17 protein-coding genes and 3 pseudogenes are annotated in these 17193 nt (G+C 59.3%); 6 read left to right on the forward strand and 14 right to left on the reverse strand.

The window, feature by feature from the left end:
- The first annotated feature begins 12 nt into the window (after positions 1 to 12).
- Positions 13 to 2046, forward strand: a complete 2034-nt coding sequence (locus AC3WLX_RS34475) for an NADPH-dependent 2,4-dienoyl-CoA reductase (RefSeq protein ID WP_028139153.1) — start codon at positions 13 to 15, stop codon at positions 2044 to 2046.
- Positions 2047 to 2139: 93 nt separating this feature from the next.
- Here AC3WLX_RS34475 and AC3WLX_RS34480 read toward each other — a convergent pair whose 3' ends face one another.
- From AC3WLX_RS34480 to AC3WLX_RS34500, 5 genes and pseudogenes are all read right to left on the reverse strand, one after another.
- Complete coding sequence (locus AC3WLX_RS34480; RefSeq protein ID WP_366863932.1) at positions 2140 to 2373, reverse strand: integrase core domain-containing protein; 234 nt, start codon at positions 2371 to 2373, stop codon at positions 2140 to 2142.
- Positions 2312 to 2590, reverse strand: a pseudogene (locus tag AC3WLX_RS34485) (DDE-type integrase/transposase/recombinase); the annotation flags it as partial. The gene AC3WLX_RS34480 and the pseudogene AC3WLX_RS34485, both read right to left, overlap by 62 nt.
- Positions 2473 to 2973, reverse strand: coding sequence for a helix-turn-helix domain-containing protein (locus tag AC3WLX_RS34490; protein WP_366863931.1), 501 nt, complete (start codon positions 2971 to 2973; stop codon positions 2473 to 2475). The pseudogene AC3WLX_RS34485 and the gene AC3WLX_RS34490, both read right to left, overlap by 118 nt.
- 307 nt (positions 2974 to 3280) lie before the next feature.
- Positions 3281 to 5218 carry an AMP-binding protein gene (locus tag AC3WLX_RS34495; RefSeq protein ID WP_028139154.1) on the reverse strand — a complete coding sequence of 646 codons (1938 nt, stop codon included), beginning with the start codon at positions 5216 to 5218 and terminating at the stop codon, positions 3281 to 3283.
- A gap of 78 nt (positions 5219 to 5296) precedes the next feature.
- Positions 5297 to 6058: a glucose 1-dehydrogenase gene (locus tag AC3WLX_RS34500; protein ID WP_024343080.1), complete on the reverse strand. Its 762-nt coding sequence runs from the start codon at positions 6056 to 6058 to the stop codon at positions 5297 to 5299.
- Positions 6059 to 6177: 119 nt separating this feature from the next.
- On the opposite strand from AC3WLX_RS34500, the gene AC3WLX_RS34505 reads away from it, so the two are divergent.
- Positions 6178 to 7566: a TetR/AcrR family transcriptional regulator gene (locus tag AC3WLX_RS34505; protein WP_024343079.1), complete on the forward strand. Its 1389-nt coding sequence runs from the start codon at positions 6178 to 6180 to the stop codon at positions 7564 to 7566.
- Here the strand turns inward: AC3WLX_RS34505 and AC3WLX_RS34510 are convergent.
- The 7 genes from AC3WLX_RS34510 to AC3WLX_RS34540 all read right to left on the reverse strand — a co-directional run bounded on the left by AC3WLX_RS34510 (position 7563) and on the right by AC3WLX_RS34540 (position 14379).
- Positions 7563 to 8759, reverse strand: a complete 1197-nt coding sequence (locus AC3WLX_RS34510) for a phenylacetate--CoA ligase family protein (RefSeq protein ID WP_049820517.1) — start codon at positions 8757 to 8759, stop codon at positions 7563 to 7565. The two genes, AC3WLX_RS34505 and AC3WLX_RS34510, sit on opposite strands and share 4 nt — an antisense overlap.
- 25 nt (positions 8760 to 8784) lie before the next feature.
- A complete protein-coding gene (locus tag AC3WLX_RS34515; RefSeq protein ID WP_024343077.1) occupies positions 8785 to 9594 on the reverse strand; it encodes an enoyl-CoA hydratase/isomerase family protein in 810 nt (269 codons plus the stop codon).
- Between the two features lie 37 nt (positions 9595 to 9631).
- A complete protein-coding gene (locus tag AC3WLX_RS34520; protein ID WP_024343076.1) occupies positions 9632 to 10783 on the reverse strand; it encodes an acyl-CoA dehydrogenase family protein in 1152 nt (383 codons plus the stop codon).
- Positions 10780 to 11892 (reverse strand): acyl-CoA dehydrogenase family protein, encoded by a 1113-nt coding sequence (locus tag AC3WLX_RS34525; protein ID WP_024343075.1) that lies wholly within the window; start codon positions 11890 to 11892, stop codon positions 10780 to 10782. Before AC3WLX_RS34525 ends, AC3WLX_RS34520 begins: the two co-directional genes overlap by 4 nt.
- A complete protein-coding gene (locus AC3WLX_RS34530) occupies positions 11889 to 12338 on the reverse strand; it encodes a MaoC/PaaZ C-terminal domain-containing protein (protein ID WP_024343074.1) in 450 nt (149 codons plus the stop codon). Before AC3WLX_RS34530 ends, AC3WLX_RS34525 begins: the two co-directional genes overlap by 4 nt.
- A complete protein-coding gene (locus AC3WLX_RS34535) occupies positions 12335 to 13060 on the reverse strand; it encodes a transglutaminase-like domain-containing protein (protein ID WP_024343073.1) in 726 nt (241 codons plus the stop codon). Before AC3WLX_RS34535 ends, AC3WLX_RS34530 begins: the two co-directional genes overlap by 4 nt.
- A gap of 302 nt (positions 13061 to 13362) precedes the next feature.
- Positions 13363 to 14379 (reverse strand): AMP-binding protein, encoded by a 1017-nt coding sequence (locus AC3WLX_RS34540; protein ID WP_080654992.1) that lies wholly within the window; start codon positions 14377 to 14379, stop codon positions 13363 to 13365.
- A gap of 106 nt (positions 14380 to 14485) precedes the next feature.
- Between AC3WLX_RS34540 and AC3WLX_RS34545 the strand changes: the two are divergent.
- Positions 14486 to 15001: pseudogene (locus AC3WLX_RS34545) on the forward strand (ABC transporter permease subunit); the annotation flags it as partial.
- On the opposite strand, the gene AC3WLX_RS34550 reads toward AC3WLX_RS34545, so the two are convergent.
- Complete coding sequence (locus AC3WLX_RS34550; RefSeq protein WP_245269638.1) at positions 14938 to 15369, reverse strand: ATP-binding cassette domain-containing protein; 432 nt, start codon at positions 15367 to 15369, stop codon at positions 14938 to 14940. The pseudogene AC3WLX_RS34545 and the gene AC3WLX_RS34550 overlap by 64 nt on opposite strands.
- On the opposite strand from AC3WLX_RS34550, the gene AC3WLX_RS34555 reads away from it, so the two are divergent.
- The 3 genes and pseudogenes from AC3WLX_RS34555 to AC3WLX_RS34565 all read left to right on the forward strand — a co-directional run.
- Positions 15293 to 16057, forward strand: coding sequence for an AAA family ATPase (locus AC3WLX_RS34555; RefSeq protein WP_245265975.1), 765 nt, complete (start codon positions 15293 to 15295; stop codon positions 16055 to 16057). The genes AC3WLX_RS34550 and AC3WLX_RS34555 overlap by 77 nt on opposite strands.
- A gap of 139 nt (positions 16058 to 16196) precedes the next feature.
- Entirely contained in the window at positions 16197 to 16505 is a 309-nt protein-coding gene (locus AC3WLX_RS34560) for a hypothetical protein (RefSeq protein WP_155248780.1), read from the forward strand.
- A gap of 232 nt (positions 16506 to 16737) precedes the next feature.
- Positions 16738 to 16878, forward strand: a pseudogene (locus AC3WLX_RS34565) (PAS domain S-box protein); the annotation flags it as partial.
- An 18-nt stretch (positions 16879 to 16896) separates the two neighbouring features.
- On the opposite strand, the gene AC3WLX_RS34570 reads toward AC3WLX_RS34565, so the two are convergent.
- A partial coding sequence (locus AC3WLX_RS34570) for an integrase core domain-containing protein (RefSeq protein WP_492339200.1) occupies positions 16897 to 17193 on the reverse strand: 297 nt, incomplete at its 5' end.

The following is a 17193-nucleotide window of genomic DNA, read 5'->3' on the forward strand; positions in this document are numbered from 1 at the left end:
GGGAGGATAATTATGAACACGACGGCTTCGTCGACCTACGCCAGACTGCTTTCGCCACTCAAGGTCGGGCGCCATGAAATGCGCAACCGGATCATCATGGGTTCCATGCACACCAAGCTCGAGTGCAAGCCCGACCCGATCGCCGCGCAACTTGCCTTCTATGTCGAACGTGCGCGCGGCGGCGTTGCGCTCATCGTCACTGGCGGGTTTTCGCCTAACGCCGAAGGCGTGCTTGACGCTCAAGGACCGCGGCTCGACGATCCCGAAGAGGCCCAGGCGCTTCGCCCGATCTGCGATGCAGTACATCACGAGGGCGCTCTCATCTGCGCGCAGCTCCTTCATGCAGGGCGCTACGCGAAGATTGCGTGCTGCGTGGCGCCTTCCCCAATTCGGGCACCAATCAACCGCCATATCCCGCGCGAGATGCTCGATAGCGACATCCGGCGCACAATCAGCCAATTCGCCGAGGCGGCAGCGAACGCGCAGGCTGCAGGCTTTGACGGTGTGGAGATCATGGGATCCGAGGGCTATCTCATTAACGAGTTCACGGTGACCCACACCAACAAGCGCGAAGATGCTTGGGGCGGCAGCGCGGAGAACCGCCATCGTTTTCCTGTCGAGGTCGTGCGCGCGGTGCGCCAGCGCTGCGGTCCGGATCTACTGATCATCTATCGCATTTCGGCTGCCGATCTCATCGAAGACGGCGCACCGGCAGACGAAATCGCCGCCCTTGCCCGCAAGGTCGAGGCCGCCGGCGCCGACATCATCAACACTGGCATTGGCTGGCACGAGGCCCGCGTGCCTACTATCGCCTACCCCGTGCCACGAGGAGCTTGGCGCAAGGCCGCCGCACGGGTCCGCGCTGCCGTCTCCATCCCCGTGGTCGCGTCCAACCGCATCAGCACCGCGGAGATGGCCGAGGACATCCTCGCGAGCGGCGATGCAGATCTCATCTCTATGGCGCGGCCAATGCTGGCCGATCCGTTCTTCGCCAACAAGGTCCGCGATGGACGAGTGGACGAGATCAATACCTGCATCGCCTGCAACCAGGCTTGTCTGGACTACATCTTCTCTGGCCGCGCGGTGAGTTGCCTTGTAAATCCTCGCGCTGGCCGCGAGTCCGAGCTGCGCGATACGCCCGCGGAGGTCCGGAAAAAGATCGCCGTGGTCGGCGGCGGCGCGGCGGGGATGGCTACGGCAACGGAAGCGGCGCGACGCGGTCACTTTGTTTCATTGTTCGAAGTTTCTCAAACGCTCGGAGGACAGCTTACGCTGGCGCGCGCAGTTCCTGGCAAGAATGAGTTCGACGACACTCTGCGTTACTTCCGACGCCAGGTAGACAAGCACGGGGTCAACCTGCATCTTGGCCGCCGCGCCTCCCCCGAGGATCTGAGCGGGTACGATCATGTGGTGATTGCTACCGGCGTCAGCCCCCGCATCCCCGATCTGCCGGGCGTTGACCATCCCAAGGTGGCAACCTATGCGGAAATCCTATCGGGCACACGGGTCGCGGGAAAGACCGTCGCCATCGTGGGCGCTGGCGGGATCGGCTTCGACGTGGCCGAGTTTCTCGTCACTCCCACCGCCGAGGCTAACGGCAGCGAGGCTTTTTTCGACACTTGGGGCGTGGATGGAAATTTCTCCGCGCCCGGCGCGCTCAAGGCTGATCCGCAGGCACCGGTGGACGGCACCCGCAAAGTCGTCATGCTGCAGCGTAAGACCACTAAGCCCGGTGACGGACTCGGCGTTTCCACAGGCTGGATCCTTCGCAACGCGCTACGCAAATACGGCGTCGAGATGTTGGGCGGCGTCAGCTATGAACGAATCAACGATGAGGGCCTACACATCAAGATCGCCGGCCGACGTCAGGTCATCGCAGCTGACACGATCGTGCTTTGCACCGGGCAGGAATCTGAGCGCGCGCTTCACGCCGCACTGATTGAGCGCGGCATCCCGGCCACAGTAGTCGGCGGGGCCAAGGAAGCCACCGAACTCGACGCCTTACGCGCGATTGACGAGGGCATCCGGCTGGCACAATCGCTTTAAGGGTGGATGATATCGTTTGTTGACATTGGTCTATGTAGGGCCTCAAGAGGTTGTTCCTGGCTAAACCGAGTCGGCTGATGGGAGTGTTGGCCTTCAGACTACCATGCGGCCGATGCCAATTGTAGCGATGAGCCAATGCACCAGCTCGGCTGATCGTTGATTTGAGTTCTGGTAGGCGCGGGCATATGCCCATTCGCGAAGGGAAGTTTGGATGAAGCGCTCGGCCTGGCCGTTGGTCTTCGGTGTATATGGCCTGGTGAAGATTTGGTGAAAGACCAAGGCGCCTGCAAGCTGCTCGGAACATCCTTGAGCGGTAGCACGAGCCATTATCAGTCATCACGCGCTCGACGCGGACTCCGAGCCTGGCAAAGTAAGTGACAGCGGCCTCAAGAAAAGCCACTGCACTTTCCTTGCGCTGATCGGCCATCACCTGCACGAAGGCGATGCGTGAAGCATCGTCGATGCAGACATGGACGAACTCCCAGCCGATGCCATGGTGGCGATTGATCGCGCCGGGATACCGCCCGGTGATGCGATGTCCCACAGAGCCGATCCGGCCGAGCTTCTTGATGTCGAGGTGGATAAGCTCGCCGGAGTGCTCGCGCTCATAGCGGCGGATCGGCTCGGCCGGCTCCAGCGCGGCCACCTGTTCAGGCCGAGCCGGCGCAGGATGCGGCTAACGGTTGCGGGCGATATTCCGATTTCGGCAGCGATCTGCCTGCCCGTGTGGCGCTGCCGACGCAACGCCTCGACAGTGGCACATGTAGCTGCCGGGGTTTGGCCTGGCAATGAATGGGGCCGTGAGGAACGATCCCGCAGCCCATCGACGCCTTCTGTGCGGAAGCGGGTGACCCACTTGGCGACAATCGTTGGTGATGTTGAATTGGCGCGTGGCTGCGGCCTTGCTGAGCCCTCCTTCAACAACACTGCGCACCATGGCCTCTCGACCTTTGGGCGTCAGAGGCGCATTCTTGTGAGTGTCCATTCGATCCCCCGCGAATCACTGTGTGTTTGGCGACATCAGCGTTCACGGTTGCGGTCGAATGGACAACCTCCTGAAAGCTCACAGCTAGCCCGCTCGCAGCGGGCCGTCGGCATTGCGGCCAAGCTATCGAAAAGAAACCTGTTGGGGCACCGCGCCTCGAAGGACCGACAATACCATACCAAAGCGGCGGATCCCCCTTGGCGGGGCGGTCGATGAGTTGCAGCCTGTCGCTCCCTTCCAAGACGGCGTTCAGCGGCCTTTGTTCCTCAATGCAGCGATGGGAGCAATGACCTCGGGATTCTGCAACGGCGACAGGTCGCCCGGCTTCTCGCCCAGAAACGCCGCGCGGACGACGCGGCGCATGGTCTTCATACTGCGAGTCTTTGGCAGCGCCTCGACAAAGTGTATCTCGCGCGGGCGGAAAGGTTGGGAGACCGCGGCGGCTACATTGTCCTTCAGTTGCTCCACCAAGGTGTCGTCGGTTTTCACGCCGGCGGAGGGTACGCACACGCACACCACAGCGAAGCCTTTCAGATCATCCGGCGCTGCGATTGCCGCAGCATCGATCACCTTACCAGTGCAAGTCAGCGCGGCCTCGATCTCGGTCGGGCCGATACGTTTGCCGGCGATGTTGAGCGTGTCGTCCGAACGGCCGAGAATGAACCATGTTCCGTCGGAATCGCGGCGCGCCCAATCGCCATGCCGCCAAATGCCGGGATAATCCGACCAATAGGTCTCGAGATATCGCGAGTGATCCTGCCAAATCGTGGGCGTCAGGCCTAGCGGCGGTTTGGTGACCACCAGTTCGCCCACTTCGCCATCCCTCGCCTCGGACCCGTCCGGTCGTAGCACTTTGGCCCCGACGCCCAACGCCTCGCTGGAAAAACCGCAGGGCCGCAACGTGTGAAGCACGGTCGACGTCAGGATTGCGCCAAAGAGCTCAGTACCGCCGGAGATGTTGAGTGGCGCAGCCCTGCGGCGGCAGATGTGTTCTAGATGCCAAAGCCAGGCATCCTCGGTCCAGGGCTCGCCAGTGGAAGCGACGATGCGCAGCGCGGAGAGGTTGTACCGCGTCAGCAGACCGCGATCGCTTCTCATGAACTGTCGCACCAAGGTGGGCGCGACGCCAAGATGGGTAACGCCATGTTCGCTTGCGAGGCGCAGCAGGCGGAACGGGTCGTCCGGCGTGGAGGGCGCCCCTTCGGCCAGCACCAGTGTCGCGCCCGCCAGAAGCGTCGAGATCAGGGTCAGCGGGCCCATAACCCAGCCCATATCGGTCATCCACAGGTGCCGGTCCTCGCGCTTCAAGTCGAGGCACAACAAGAAATTGGTCGTTGCCGCCGCCTGCACACCGAGATGCGTGTGAACCACCCCCTTGGGCCGGCCGGTTGTCCCAGAAGTGTAGGCAATCATCAGCGGCGCATCTGATGCAACCGGAACAGGTGCAAAATCCGCCTTTGCGGCCCCGACTGTGGCAGCCCAGTCCAGATCCCGCCGTGGGTCGGCGGCGCTGCCGCCGAAGCGGCGCAGGCTGATCACCGTGTGCACGCTGGATACGTCGGCCAGAGCCTCAACCAGCACGGATTCCATGGGAACAGGCCTGCCGCGACGCCTACTCGCATCGGCCGTCAAAACCGCTTTGGCCGTGCAGTCGTTCAAGCGTGCCGCCACGGCCGGCGCCGGGTATCCGGAGAACAGGGGGACGGCGATAGCGCCGAGCCTCGCAACGCCCAGGAGGGCCGCTTCGATCTCGGGCACCATCGGCATGTAGATGCCAACCGCATCACCCGCGCCTACGCCGCGGGCGGCCAGGGCGCTGGCAACCCGGGCGCTTTCGCAGGCGAGATCGCGGTAGGTCCAGACGCGCCGTTCCCCGTCTTCGCCGATCCAGTCGATGGCGGCTTTTTCCCCGAGCCCAACTTCGATACGAGCGTCAAGGCAAGTCTCGGTGAGGTTGAGAGTGGCGTCCGCGGCCCAACGGATTCCGGCTAGCCCACCGCTCACGTCCCGCAACGTTCGGTAACGACGCGAAAAGCGCACGTTCGCAAGATCGAGAATTTGTGACCAGAACCAATCGGGTTCAGCGTCGGCCCACTCGACGAGACTTTCGTAATCTGTCAGGCCGCAGCGCGTGAGAAAAGCTCGGATCGCGCTGCAGTCCTGGATGTCTTTAGATGGCGTAAACATACCATTTCATCCGATACGGTATCTCGGCACGGTCCGGCCGTATCAATCCACAAGTTGAGGGCGCCGCCGTCGCGCGCGTCATCCATGCATCGTCAGCCCGCCGGAGACCGAAATCACTTGGCCGGTGATGAAACCAGCGTCGTCGGAGGCAAGGAAGCAGATGATCCCCGGGTAGTCGGTCGGTTGCGCGAGCCGTCGCATCGGAATGGAACGCTTGAGACCTTCCGCGATTTTCTCGCCACCTTCGCCCTTCGAGAATTCGGCGAAAAGCGGTGTGTCGGTCGGCCCTGGGGCCACGGCATTGAGCTGTATTCCCTTGCGCGCCAATTCCCGCGCCACTGTCTTGGTGAAGGCGATAATGCCGCCCTTGCAGGCCGAGTAAACAGCTTCGCCTGAGGAGCCAACGCGGCCCGCGTCGGAACTGATATTGACCACGCGCCCGCCTCCGTTTCTAACCATGCCCGGAAGTACCGCGTGATGCATGTTCAGGGGACCGTAGAGGTTAATGTCAATAACCTTTTTCCAGAGCGTTGCGTCGGATTCCAGGAAAAGTCGAGGGACGTCCCAGCCGGCATTGTTGACCAGAACATTGATGGGCCCGCCTTTCTCCACCTCGGCCACAGCCGCATCGACTGCCGCACGTTCGGTGATGTCAACGGCGTGGGCAGTCGCTTTGCCACCTGCGTCCCCTATGATCTTCACAGTTTCAGCCGCACCCGCGGCATTTGTGTCGAATACGGCGACCTCGCTGCCTTCTTCGGCGAATCGCTTGCATACTTCGCGTCCGATCCCGCTGCCGCCGCCGGTTACGATTGTCCGCTTCCCTTTTAGCCCGCGCATGGTTATCACCCCTCCCTTCCGCGGATACGCCATCGGTGTTCTACCTTAGGCGACCAAATTCTAACGTATGTTAGATTATCGCACTTGCTATTTCGATGTCTAGAGGCAAATTACACAATATGAATTCGCCCTCACCGCAGCTTGGAACTACTGGAAAAAATCATGGCAAGTCGGAGCAGACGCGCGCCCTCATCCTGAGCGCCGCCGCGAAGCTATTTCGAGATGAAGGATACGATGCCACGACGCTCCGCAAGATCGCGAAGGCTGCGCGTATGGAGGCGGGTAGCCTATATTATCACTTTGCGTCGAAGGAGGCGATCTTCGACGAAATCCTTCGATTGGGCGTACGGCACGTTTTCGACGCCGTGCAGAAGGTCCGAGAGGATTGCCGGCTCTCCGGCAGGGATTTCCGACAGACATTCGCCTTGATGATCGACGCGCACCTGACGTACTTCCTGAAAGAAAGTGATTTCACTTCGGCAAATATCCGAAATTACTCGAGGCTTCCCCAGGACATGCGTGTGGCCCATCGGCCACTGCGCCAAGCCTACACCTCCGTGTGGGACAATTTCTTGGCAGAAGCTCAAGCGGCCGGGGACATTAGGAGCGACATCAAAGTCGTACCGCTGCGGCAGTTCGTGCTGGGAGCGATGAATTGGACAGTCGAATGGTATGATGCGACGCGCTATCCCGTAAGCATGCTGTCTGAGCGCCTTTGTAAACTTCTCTTGGACGGAATGTCCACCGCACGCGGCATGCCATTGAAACAGCCAGCTCCAATCGAACTGGAAACCCTGGACCTGATTGATTCCGACGACAGCAAATCATCCCGCACCCGCGTCCAAGTGCTCTCCGCTGCAGCGCGGATTTTTCGCGACAGAGGGTACAAGGCCGCAACAATGCGAGATATCGCGCAAGAAGCCGGCATGGAAGCAGGCAGCATCTATTATCATTTTAGTTCAAAGGATGAGATACTCGACGAAGTGCTCGATATTGGATTGCGAGCGGTCCTGCGCGGAATGTCGTTGACCATTTCGAAGACACATCAGTTTCCCGATCACCGCAGCCGGATCGCCGCAGCGATCCGTACCCATATGGAGTACCTCTTTCGTTTGAGCGAATTTACGTCTGCGAATATCCGCATCTACGGGCAGCTACCCAAGAAGGTGCGAGCACGTCATCAGCCAATACGACACAAATACGCGAACCTTTGGGATGACTGCTTACGCAAAGCGCAGGAAGCGGGTGAGCTGCGCTCCGATATCAAGGTTGTGCCTTTGCGGCAGGCCATGCTGGGAGCGCTCAACTGGACTGTAGAGTGGTTCAATCCTGAAAAGGGCCAACGCGATGGATACTATTCGCTGTCTGAATTGATTGTGATGTTGCAGAGCCTGCTGTTGGATGGCCTTCAGTACGATGCCGGTCCTTCGTTTCATCATCGCGACTTGCCCTCTACGAGCAAACGAACGAGGCGGCGCGCCTTGCGCGCTGGATCTCACGCCGGCTAAGCGTCTTTCTTGTTTACAATCAGCGACGCGTTCTCCTCCAGGAGATCGATGAATTCCACGCCATCGGCCCGGATTCGTGCACTGGTGGCAAAAGCTTCGATGGCACGTGTTTGGGCCATAATACGATCGGCGCCGGGCTCGGCGACGAGCAAGAGGCGCACAGTATCACGATCGTTCTCGCATGTCACAACCGCCTGGGCGGCGCGCACGCCCGGGGTCGCGATAACCACCTCTTCGATGGCGCGGGGGTAGACGAAAATCTCACGGACTTTTACGGCCGCGCCGACTCGTCCCTGCAAGGCCGAAAGACGCGTAACGCGACCATCTCCGTCACTCTCAAGAGCGAAGCCGCTATCTCCGGTGCCGAAGCGGATCATCGGCCAGTTGGCGTCGCGTGCGGTCACCACGATCTCACCGGTTTCGCCGGCGGCCAAGGGTTCCCCACTGATGGGATCGCAGATCTGCACCACGTGATTGGGATGCGCAACATACCCTTCGCCGTCATCCTCATAAGCCACAAGACCCAGATCGGCCGTCGCATAGGCGGCCCAGGTTGTAACGCCATAGTCCGCTTCGATACGACGCCGTTTCGCCATCCAGTTGCCCATCTCGCCGCCGAGGAATGCTGATCTGACCTTCCAAGCGTTCCGCCCATACGCCTCGATTACCGTATCCGCCAATGTAAGGAAGAATGCCGTGCTGGCGCAGACCGCGGTCACGCCGGTTTCAACGATGATCTGCGCCTGCAGCTCACGGTTTCCCGTACCACCGGGAATGACCGTCGCGCCGACTGCACGCGCTGCTTCGTCGAACAAAAGACCTGCCGGGACCAGATGATAGGACCATGTGTTCAGGAGGAGATCGCCCACCGTGATCCCCGCAGCCTTGAACAGCTCCTCGAGGCCGTGCCCGCCACCTCCCGCCAATGAGGGCTCGAAGATCGGCCCGGGCGACACATAGATCCGCGACAGGCTTTCGAGATCGGCTGCGAGAAAGCCTCCAAAGGGCGGATTTTCCCTTTGGAGTGCCAGGAGCTGTTCTTTCTTCAGAACCGGCAGGCGAGAGAGATCCCTCAATGATCTGATGCTTGCCGGGTCGAAACCCGCCGCATCGAAGCGTGCCTTTAGGCCGGGCGCCTTACGTGCCGCCTGGCCATAGGCTGCAGCGATCTTCCGGTAAATCGCGTCGGGCATATGCTCTACCTCTCTCCCGCGCAAACTAAATAGGGCAGTCCTTGCGAAAATTCGGAGCGCGCTTCTCCCGATGTGACAGCACGCCTTCCTTGACGTCAGGGCCCATGAAACCCAGCATCTCGAACGCAGTGGAAGCGTCGAAGATTGGCCCGGCCTGGCGCAACCAATTATTCAGTGAATATTTCGTCCAGCGGATCGCGCTTTGCGCGCCGTTTGCCAACTCAACTGCAGTGTCGAGAGCGACTTGCTGCAGTTGATCATCGTCGACACACATGGATACCAAGCCAATGCGCTCGGCCTCTTCGCCGGAGATTGCCTTGCACGTCAGAAGATAATACTTTGCCTTGGCCATGCCGCAGAGCAGCGGCCAAATGATCGCCGCTACGTCACCTGCGGCAACCCCCAGGCGGGGGTGCCCGTCAACAATCTTGGCTCGCTTGCCTGCGATCGACACGTCAGCCAGAATTCCGACAACGAGCCCCGCACCCGCGGCTGGGCCATTGATCGCCGAGATGATAGGCTTGTTGCAATTGATGATGTTGTAAACGAGATCCTTGGCTTCCTTCCAGGTTCTCATCATCTCGTCGAAGTTGCCCGCTATCCTTTCGATCAGGCTGAAATCTCCCCCCGCCGAAAACGCCTTGCCAGCCCCCGTCACGATAACCGCGTTGATGTTGGGGTCGCGGTCGACATCAATCCACATGTCGGTCATTTGCGTGTGCGTTTCCGCATCCACGGAGTTGAAGGTTTCGGGACGATCGAACGTGATCCGAAGAACACGGTCCGCCGGATAGTCGAATTTCAGTTTGTTGTATTTGGCATAGCTGTCAGACATGGGTGCTCTTCCTCCTTCAATGTAGGGCAATTATCTATCAGCCAGGCAAGCCGAGAACAGCTTTCGACAAGATATTGCGCTGGATCTCATTCGTCCCGCCGTAGATCGTGGTCGGTCGCGCCTTGTAGAAGTTCGCCAGCACGTCAACACCGACATTGCCGAGCTGTAAGGGACCGATCAGGCCACCGTCAGGTCCGGCGGATTCGATCATGAGTTCGGTAATCTCTTGGAACGTCTCAGTGACCCAGATCTTCAGCATCGACACGTCGGGACCGAGCATTTCGCCGCGCTTGAGTTGGTCGGCGAAGCGGCTATAGAGCGCCGCGTGATCCTCAACATCCAGAGCGACTTTCGCAAAGCGATCGCGGAACACCGGATCGCTGAACATGCAGCGCCCTTGCGCAATCGTCCGTAACTGAACAAGTGCGTTTTGCGCCAGGTTGGGCGCACCGATGAAGATTCGCTCGAAGCCGAGCAGGGCCTTGGCCATCGTCCAACCCTTGTTCAGTTCGCCAACCAGGTTTTCGCGGGGCGCGCGAGCATTGTCGAAGAATACCTCGCAGAACTCGTCTTCACCCGCGAGCGTCGTGATCGTGCGAACTTCGATGCCCGGCTGGTTCATTTCGGCGAGCAAGAAGCTGATGCCCTCCTGTTTTGTTCGCGCATGAGAATCGGTGCGCACCAGCATAAAGATGTGCGTGGCGTCATGAGCCATCGTGGTCCAGATCTTCTGCCCATTGATCACGAAATAATCGCCGTCGATCACGGCACTCGTGCGCAGACTGGCGAGATCGGACCCCGAGCCCGGCTCGGAGTAGCCCTGACACCAGATGTGCTCACAAGTAAGGATACGCGGCAGCCAGTAGTGTTTCTGCGCCTGGGTGCCAAACTTGATGATAAGGGGGCCGACCATCTGTACACCCATGTCGCGGCCCCGCGTCACGCCCCAGCGCTGCTGCTCTTCATAAAAGATGAGGAGCTTCGAAGCTTCCAGACCCATGCCGCCATATTCGACCGGCCAAGCAGGCGCGACCATGCCCTTGGCGTAGAGCTTCTCGTGCCATTGGCGGATCTCGGCGAACTTCGCCCGATGCGGCAGATGGCGTAGCTCTTCGGGATACTCGGTCTCGAAGAAGGTGCGAACCTGGCGGCGGAACGCTTCGTCACTCAGTGCATTCCAGTCGGTCATCGACCTGCCTCATTTGCCTCAAGAGCGTCCATCCAACGAGCCCGGTGGTAGGCGGCATCCCCGAGCCAGGCCGAAAGCACAAGCGCACGGTTCAGAAACAAGCCGATGTCGAACTCGTCCGTATAGCCGACTGCACCGTGGAGTTGAATCGATTCCCGGGTGATCCTCTTGGCCGTGCTGCAGGCGCGAGCTTTGGCGCGGCTCGCCTCACGTATGCGCGCACCCTGATCGGCGCTCACATCCATCCGTGCCAGCGCCTCGCTCACCCCCGCCTCGGCCACCTGCTGAGCGACATACAGGTCTACGGCGCGGTGCTGGATGACCTGAAACGACCCGATTGGCTTGCCGAACTGCTCGCGCGTCTTCACATAATCGAGGGTCAGTTCGAGTGCTTTAGCGCTGACGCCGACCAGCTCGGCGGCGGCGAGCGCCGTGGCGTCGGCGACGACGGTGGACAACGCTTCCGATACCACCGAGCCTTCGGCCAGCAATTTACCTGGGGCGTCGACAAAGCCGATGTCGCAGAGCTGGCTTCCGTCGGACTGTCGCCGCAGCTCCGAGTAGATCCCCTTGCCATCAGCGTCGAGGGCAACGAGAACGGGCTTCGAATCATTTTGCGCAACCACGAGCAATTGATCCGCGCCGACGGCCCCGGCAATCCAGGCCTTTGAGCCGTTCAGCACTTTACCGTCGAAACGGCATGCCATTTGGTCAGAGTAACCTCGAAGACCACGTTCCTGCCACGCGAGGGCGCAGGCGATTTTGCCACTGATAGCCGTAGCGAGCATCGCATCGCCAGGACATACCCGTTGAATCATTCCGATCGCAAGTGCGATGGCTGACACCACCGGTTCGGGCGTGAGCGCGCGACCAACTTCTTCCACGATCACACCGGCCGCTGTAAGTCCCATGCCAAGTCCGCCGACCGCTTCTGGGGCGGCGACACCGAGCACGCCAGCATGGGCCAGTTCGTTCATCACCTGTCGGTCCCAGCCCTTGTCGCGAGCGTTACGGGCGCGTGCGATGCCGCCCGCGCGCTCAAAGAGTGTGCGCACGCTTCCGCGCAGCATCCGCAAATCGTCCTGTGAATGCGCCCTCACATTGCTCATGACGGCGGCCCTGCCTTTCGCTTAACCATCGCGGCGGTATCGACGGTCAGCACGGGCTCTCCTGCCATGTTGCGCGCTTCGACACGGTAGCTGACGACACCCCGATCGGGCTTGGTTTGGGAGGGCCTCACTGCCTGCATCTTCAATGTAACATCAAGCGGCTCATTCGCCCGCACAGGCGCGTTCCAAGATAGTCTCTCGAAACCCAAACCACCGATGTTTGCGACCCCCGTCATGAAGTCCCGCATAATCGGCCTGAATACGAGGAGGAGTGTCTGGAACCCCGATGCGATCAGACCGCCATGGATTTGCTTGGCATAGTATTCATCCGTATGCAGCCGCTGCGGATCCCATTCCCTGGCGAACGAAATTATCTCGTCCTTGCTTAAGGGAGGGGTGCGGAACGCAAAAATTTGTCCGACCTTGAAATCCTCCAAGTACTTCACGGCCGATGCCCTTCCTCCGTCGGCGCAAAACCATCGTCAAAGCCGCTCTGCCCCGCGATCCGGCAACGGTTGAATTCCTCCAACTTGGGATAGGTTGCTTTGAACGCCGCCAGGAATTCGTCGATTGGCGCATCCACGTACAAGCCCCGGTCATGAACATATTCCATGTGCCTCTGATTCTTTTCGTCGAACTCGTGAAACAGAGCGTCAGACGTCCCGTCGAAGAGAAGAGGCTTTACTCCGAAGCGCTTGCATAGCTCCATGTTGAAGGCCGGCGTAACCTTGTAGGGCCTCCCGTCGAGCCACAGCTGCACGTATCCGTGGTAAATGAAGAGATCCGTTTGCATCAGCTCGGTTAGCTTTGGCGTATTCAAATGGTTACGAACGTCGGCGAAGCCCAATGCAGCGGGAATGCCAACAGCACGTAGGCAGGCGGTCAGCAAGATCGCCTTGGGCACACAAAAAGCAGACTCCGCCCCTGCCACCACGCTAGCGCGATAAGCATCGGGGCTCAGTTCAAACGTGTAGGGATCATATCGGATGCCATCGCGCACCGCTTCGAACAGTCGGATTGCCTTTTCGGTATCGGAAGCGCTGGAGTTCAGGTTGCGCAAAGCAGACTCTACGAAAGCCCTCACCTCGGCGCTATCGCTATCGACAAAGTTTGTCGGGGAAGTGAACCACGCCGGATCTGCCGGCGGTTGATGATCCGCGCTAGACATTATCCACCCCTTGAAGCAACTTTTCTAACATACGTTAGATTTACTCCATCGTATGCAGGCCTGTCAACGGTGCACGAAATCTTGATTTCCGCTTAATGAGATGGACGTTCGATCCGCCTCGGCCGCTCCCTCAATTGTGGAGATCTATTCGCAGCGGCCCCACTGGCAGTTCCGCGTCGACCCTATTGAAATGCCGGCCCTCCGTACCGATCGACAACCTCGGCGAAGCGGTCCGGATACCTTCACCGGCATGTTTCTCGATCGAGGTAAGTGCGCGAAGCCAGGCTACCGTCCTGCTAGTTTTAGGCTTGACTGGCTGTGGCGGCGCGCCGCATCCGATCGATGAGACGGTCAGCGAGATCCTCGACCACGAGCCGGTACGGTCTAGGGTGACCAAGACAAACGCTGTGCTTATCAAATTCCGCGATGATCATCCGCTGCGCTGTGGCGGCTGCTGAGGTCTGCTCGAGCTCTGTTTTTCGGGCAACACAGCGTAGTGACGTCTTCCGAATTTTCCCCGTCGCCGTCATCCGCATCTCTTCAATGAACACGACATCATCCGGCATCCACCAACTGGCGATTCTCGGCCTTAGATAGTCGAGCAAGCCCTCCTTCGTCGGCGAAGTCCCGGGCACGGGAACAATGATCAGCAGGGGCCGCTCCTCCCATTTTGGATGGTGCACGCCGATGACAGCGGCCTGACGGACTTCGGGATGCCCGCACACCATGTTCTCGATATCGGTCGACAAAATCCACTCTCCTCCAGATTTTATGACGTCTTTTGTGCGATCCAGAATCTGAAGAAAACCGTACTCGTCCAGCGCAGCCACGTCCCCAGTGGGAAACCAGCCCTCCTTGTCCATTATTGGCAGATCTTCCTGCTTGAAATACGCCTTCGCCGTCCAAGGACCACGTACCCACAATGCACCTTGCCGGCTTCGTTCTGGAGACGCGGTCACGCTTTCATCGCTTACGAGCTTGACCTCCACTCCGAATAACACGCGCCCGGCCTTCAACATTATTTCTCGTCGAATCGCTTCCGGCAGGGCCGCCGCAGCCGGCGTTTCCGTGCAAAGCGCCCCAACGGGGCTCGTCTCCGTCATTCCCCAGAGTTGCATGATTTTGCAGCCGTACTGGGTACGCATGCGATCGATCATCGCTGCGGGCACGGAGGACCCGCCAATCACAGCACGCTTCAGACTATCAATACGCTTGCCGCTGCGATCTAGATACTCCATCAGCATCGTGACCATTGTCGGTACGCCCGTGGTGAAACTCACCCCTTTCCGACTCAATAAGAGACTGCATGATCTCACCATCAATTTTAGGCCCAACGAGAACCAAAGCCGCACCGCAAAGCGGAGCAATATAGGGAAGGCCTCCGGCGTTGACGTGAAACATCGGCGTCAACGGCATCGCGACGTCATGAACGGAAATCCCATACGCGTTGGTGTGGGCGGCATTCATGGCGTGCAGCACCGTCGGCCCGCTGTTTACGCTCTATGGCACCTCCTTTCCGATCTATCGCGGTTTAATGATGCTCGTTGCGTCGCTCATGTGCTGTCAATTTATCTCGCTCTGACAAGGACACGTGTGGGCCTCGTCGTTCAGGCCGCCTTAACACACCCTTCCATGGTCGAGGCACTGGGCCACAACGTTCCCCGCGTGTTTACGCTGGTGTTTGCAGGAGGCTGTGGTCTCGCCGCGCTCGCGGGTGTGATCGGGGGCAATGCCTTTGTCACCGAGCCCGGCATGGCCGCCACTGTCGGCAGCATCATCTTCGTTGTTGTGGTCGTTGGTGGGCTAGGCTCGCTCGCCGGCGCCCTGATTGCATCCCTCTTGATCGGAATGGTGCAGACCTTTGCGGTATCGCTGGACTATTCTGTTCTCACCCTGCTGACGGCGCTCGGAATCCAAGAGACCGCGCTGCGCGGCACCGTTCTCCGCATTACCGTTGCACAGATGGCACCGATGCTGCCATATATCCTGCTGGTCCTGGTTCTCATTCTCCGTCCCAAGGGCACCGAAATTCCTCTATTTCTCAGCTCAACCAAATACTCGCCGACAAGGTGAACAATGCGGGGGCCGAGTCCTTCCGTGGGCTCATCGATTATGATCATGTCTGGATTTCCCATAAGCGTCCTGCACAGCGTGAGCATCTGCTGCTCGCCACCTGAAAGCACCCCCGCGGGGATATATCGGCGTTCTTTCAGATGCGGGAAAAAGCGATACATGTCGTCCAAGGACCACTGGGCTTTCGATGAGGCACCTCTAGGCTTCTTCTCGCCCAAGATAAGATTCTGTTCCACGGTAAGGGCCGGAAATATGTCGCGGCCTTCTGGCTGCGTGATGGTCATCGTTGACACCCTAACAAGAACGTTCGGTCCGGGCGACCAGCATCAATCACGCGACATGGGACGATACGTACAGTCGATAGATGTTCTTAGCCGCGCGACTGGTGCTCACGTTGTCATAATTCATCATTCGCCTTGGTCTGATGATCGCGGCAAAGGGGCAATCGATTTGGACGGCGCGATAGACGTTTCGTTCGGCATAAAGGCGACGGGTAGCGGGGCTGCAAAGCAATACACGTTTGAATGCACCGGCGCTAATGATGGGCAGGACGGCGTAATCACGCATTTCAAGCTGGAAAGCGTCACGCTCGGTATAGGCCAGGACGGCGACGAAACTTCCGCGCCGATTGTCGTGCAGATCGATGGACAGAAGCCTCCAAAGGTGGCCGAAGCAGCGCTTTCTTCATTGAGCCGAGCTATCGAGGCGCGAGGTGAACCGTCCTCTGAAGCCCCGACCATGGTCGTGCATCCGAACGTCTGGCGTGAGCAGTACTACGCCGATTGCAGAACAACAGAACCGGACGCTAAGGAAGACACTCTCAGCAAGCGTTTTCGGCGTGCTGAAGCCGAACTAAAGCGCGACGGCAAGATTGTGCTATATCGCGACCTCTACGGCTTGCCGGACGCCGTTCTTCTTCACTAGCCGAGCCGGACATGTCCCATTACATAAAAATTATGTCCGACTGAACCCGAAAGCGGCTGGACGGACATGGGATATATTACATATCCCTTGTCCTGTCCGGCTGCGGTTGCCGGGCTGGGTCAGTCGCCAAGGATGCGTCGTGAAATATCGAGTCCTGATCGACGACAATTATAAATTTATGGATGAATCCGAACGCCTCAACCATGGCACGTTCGAGACCGCTGAAGAGGCGTTGGCGGCCTGCCGAGCCATCGTCGATGAATGGCTTGCCGAAGCATTTAAGCCAGGTATGTCCGCAGACGACTTGTGGCAGTCCTACGTGGCCCATGGCGATGATCCCTTCGTAATGCCGGTCAATCCTAAAGACGCACCAGCGGTCAGTTTTGACGCCTGGGAGCATGCCTGCCAGCGCTGCCAAGCGATGGGTAGGGGGGACGTTAATCCCTAGCCGAAGAACCTACCGTACCGGCCCATAGGAAACAATTCATATCCGCATAATGGGGAGTCGCGGAACGGCTGAAGCGCCTGCGTCACCGCCCATTGCTCTGGTTGCGCCTGCCCGCGCCTATCGTGAAAATACGGGGATCGTCACCAGGTTAGCAATTCCTTTACGAGGTCGGCACATCCTTACTCGATTGCTGAGTGGAAGGATTTGCCATGTTTCGCCGGAACAATAGTCCATCGAAGATGCCTTGGCTACCGCCCAAGCAGTTGATCGGTCCCAAGCCATCATCGAATTCAAGCTTGATGGGACGATCATCAAGGCGAACGACAACTTCCTCAAGGCGGTCGGCTATTCGCTTGCAGAGATTCAAGGCAAGTGACCTGCCCCTGAGTTTTCATCCAGAGGCAATTAGAGTCTCGGGGGTTTGTACGCCGATTGGCGCAGGTGGAGCAACGGGCGATCGGCGGAGCTGGTCGGGGTTGCGCAGCCGATCGCCCGTTGCGGTGAATGTGGCAGCATAGGCCGCCGGGGTGAGGTATTTCAGCGATGAGTGCGGGCGGTCGCCGTTGTAGTCGGCAACCCACGCCGCGATCTTTGCCCTGGCGTCGTCGAGTTCGAAGAACAGGGTCTCGTTGAGTAGTTCATCACGCATACGCCCGTTGAAGCTCTCGACGAAGGCATTCTGGATCGG

The sequence above is a fragment of the Bradyrhizobium sp. FW305-F6 genome (assembly GCF_058782905.1).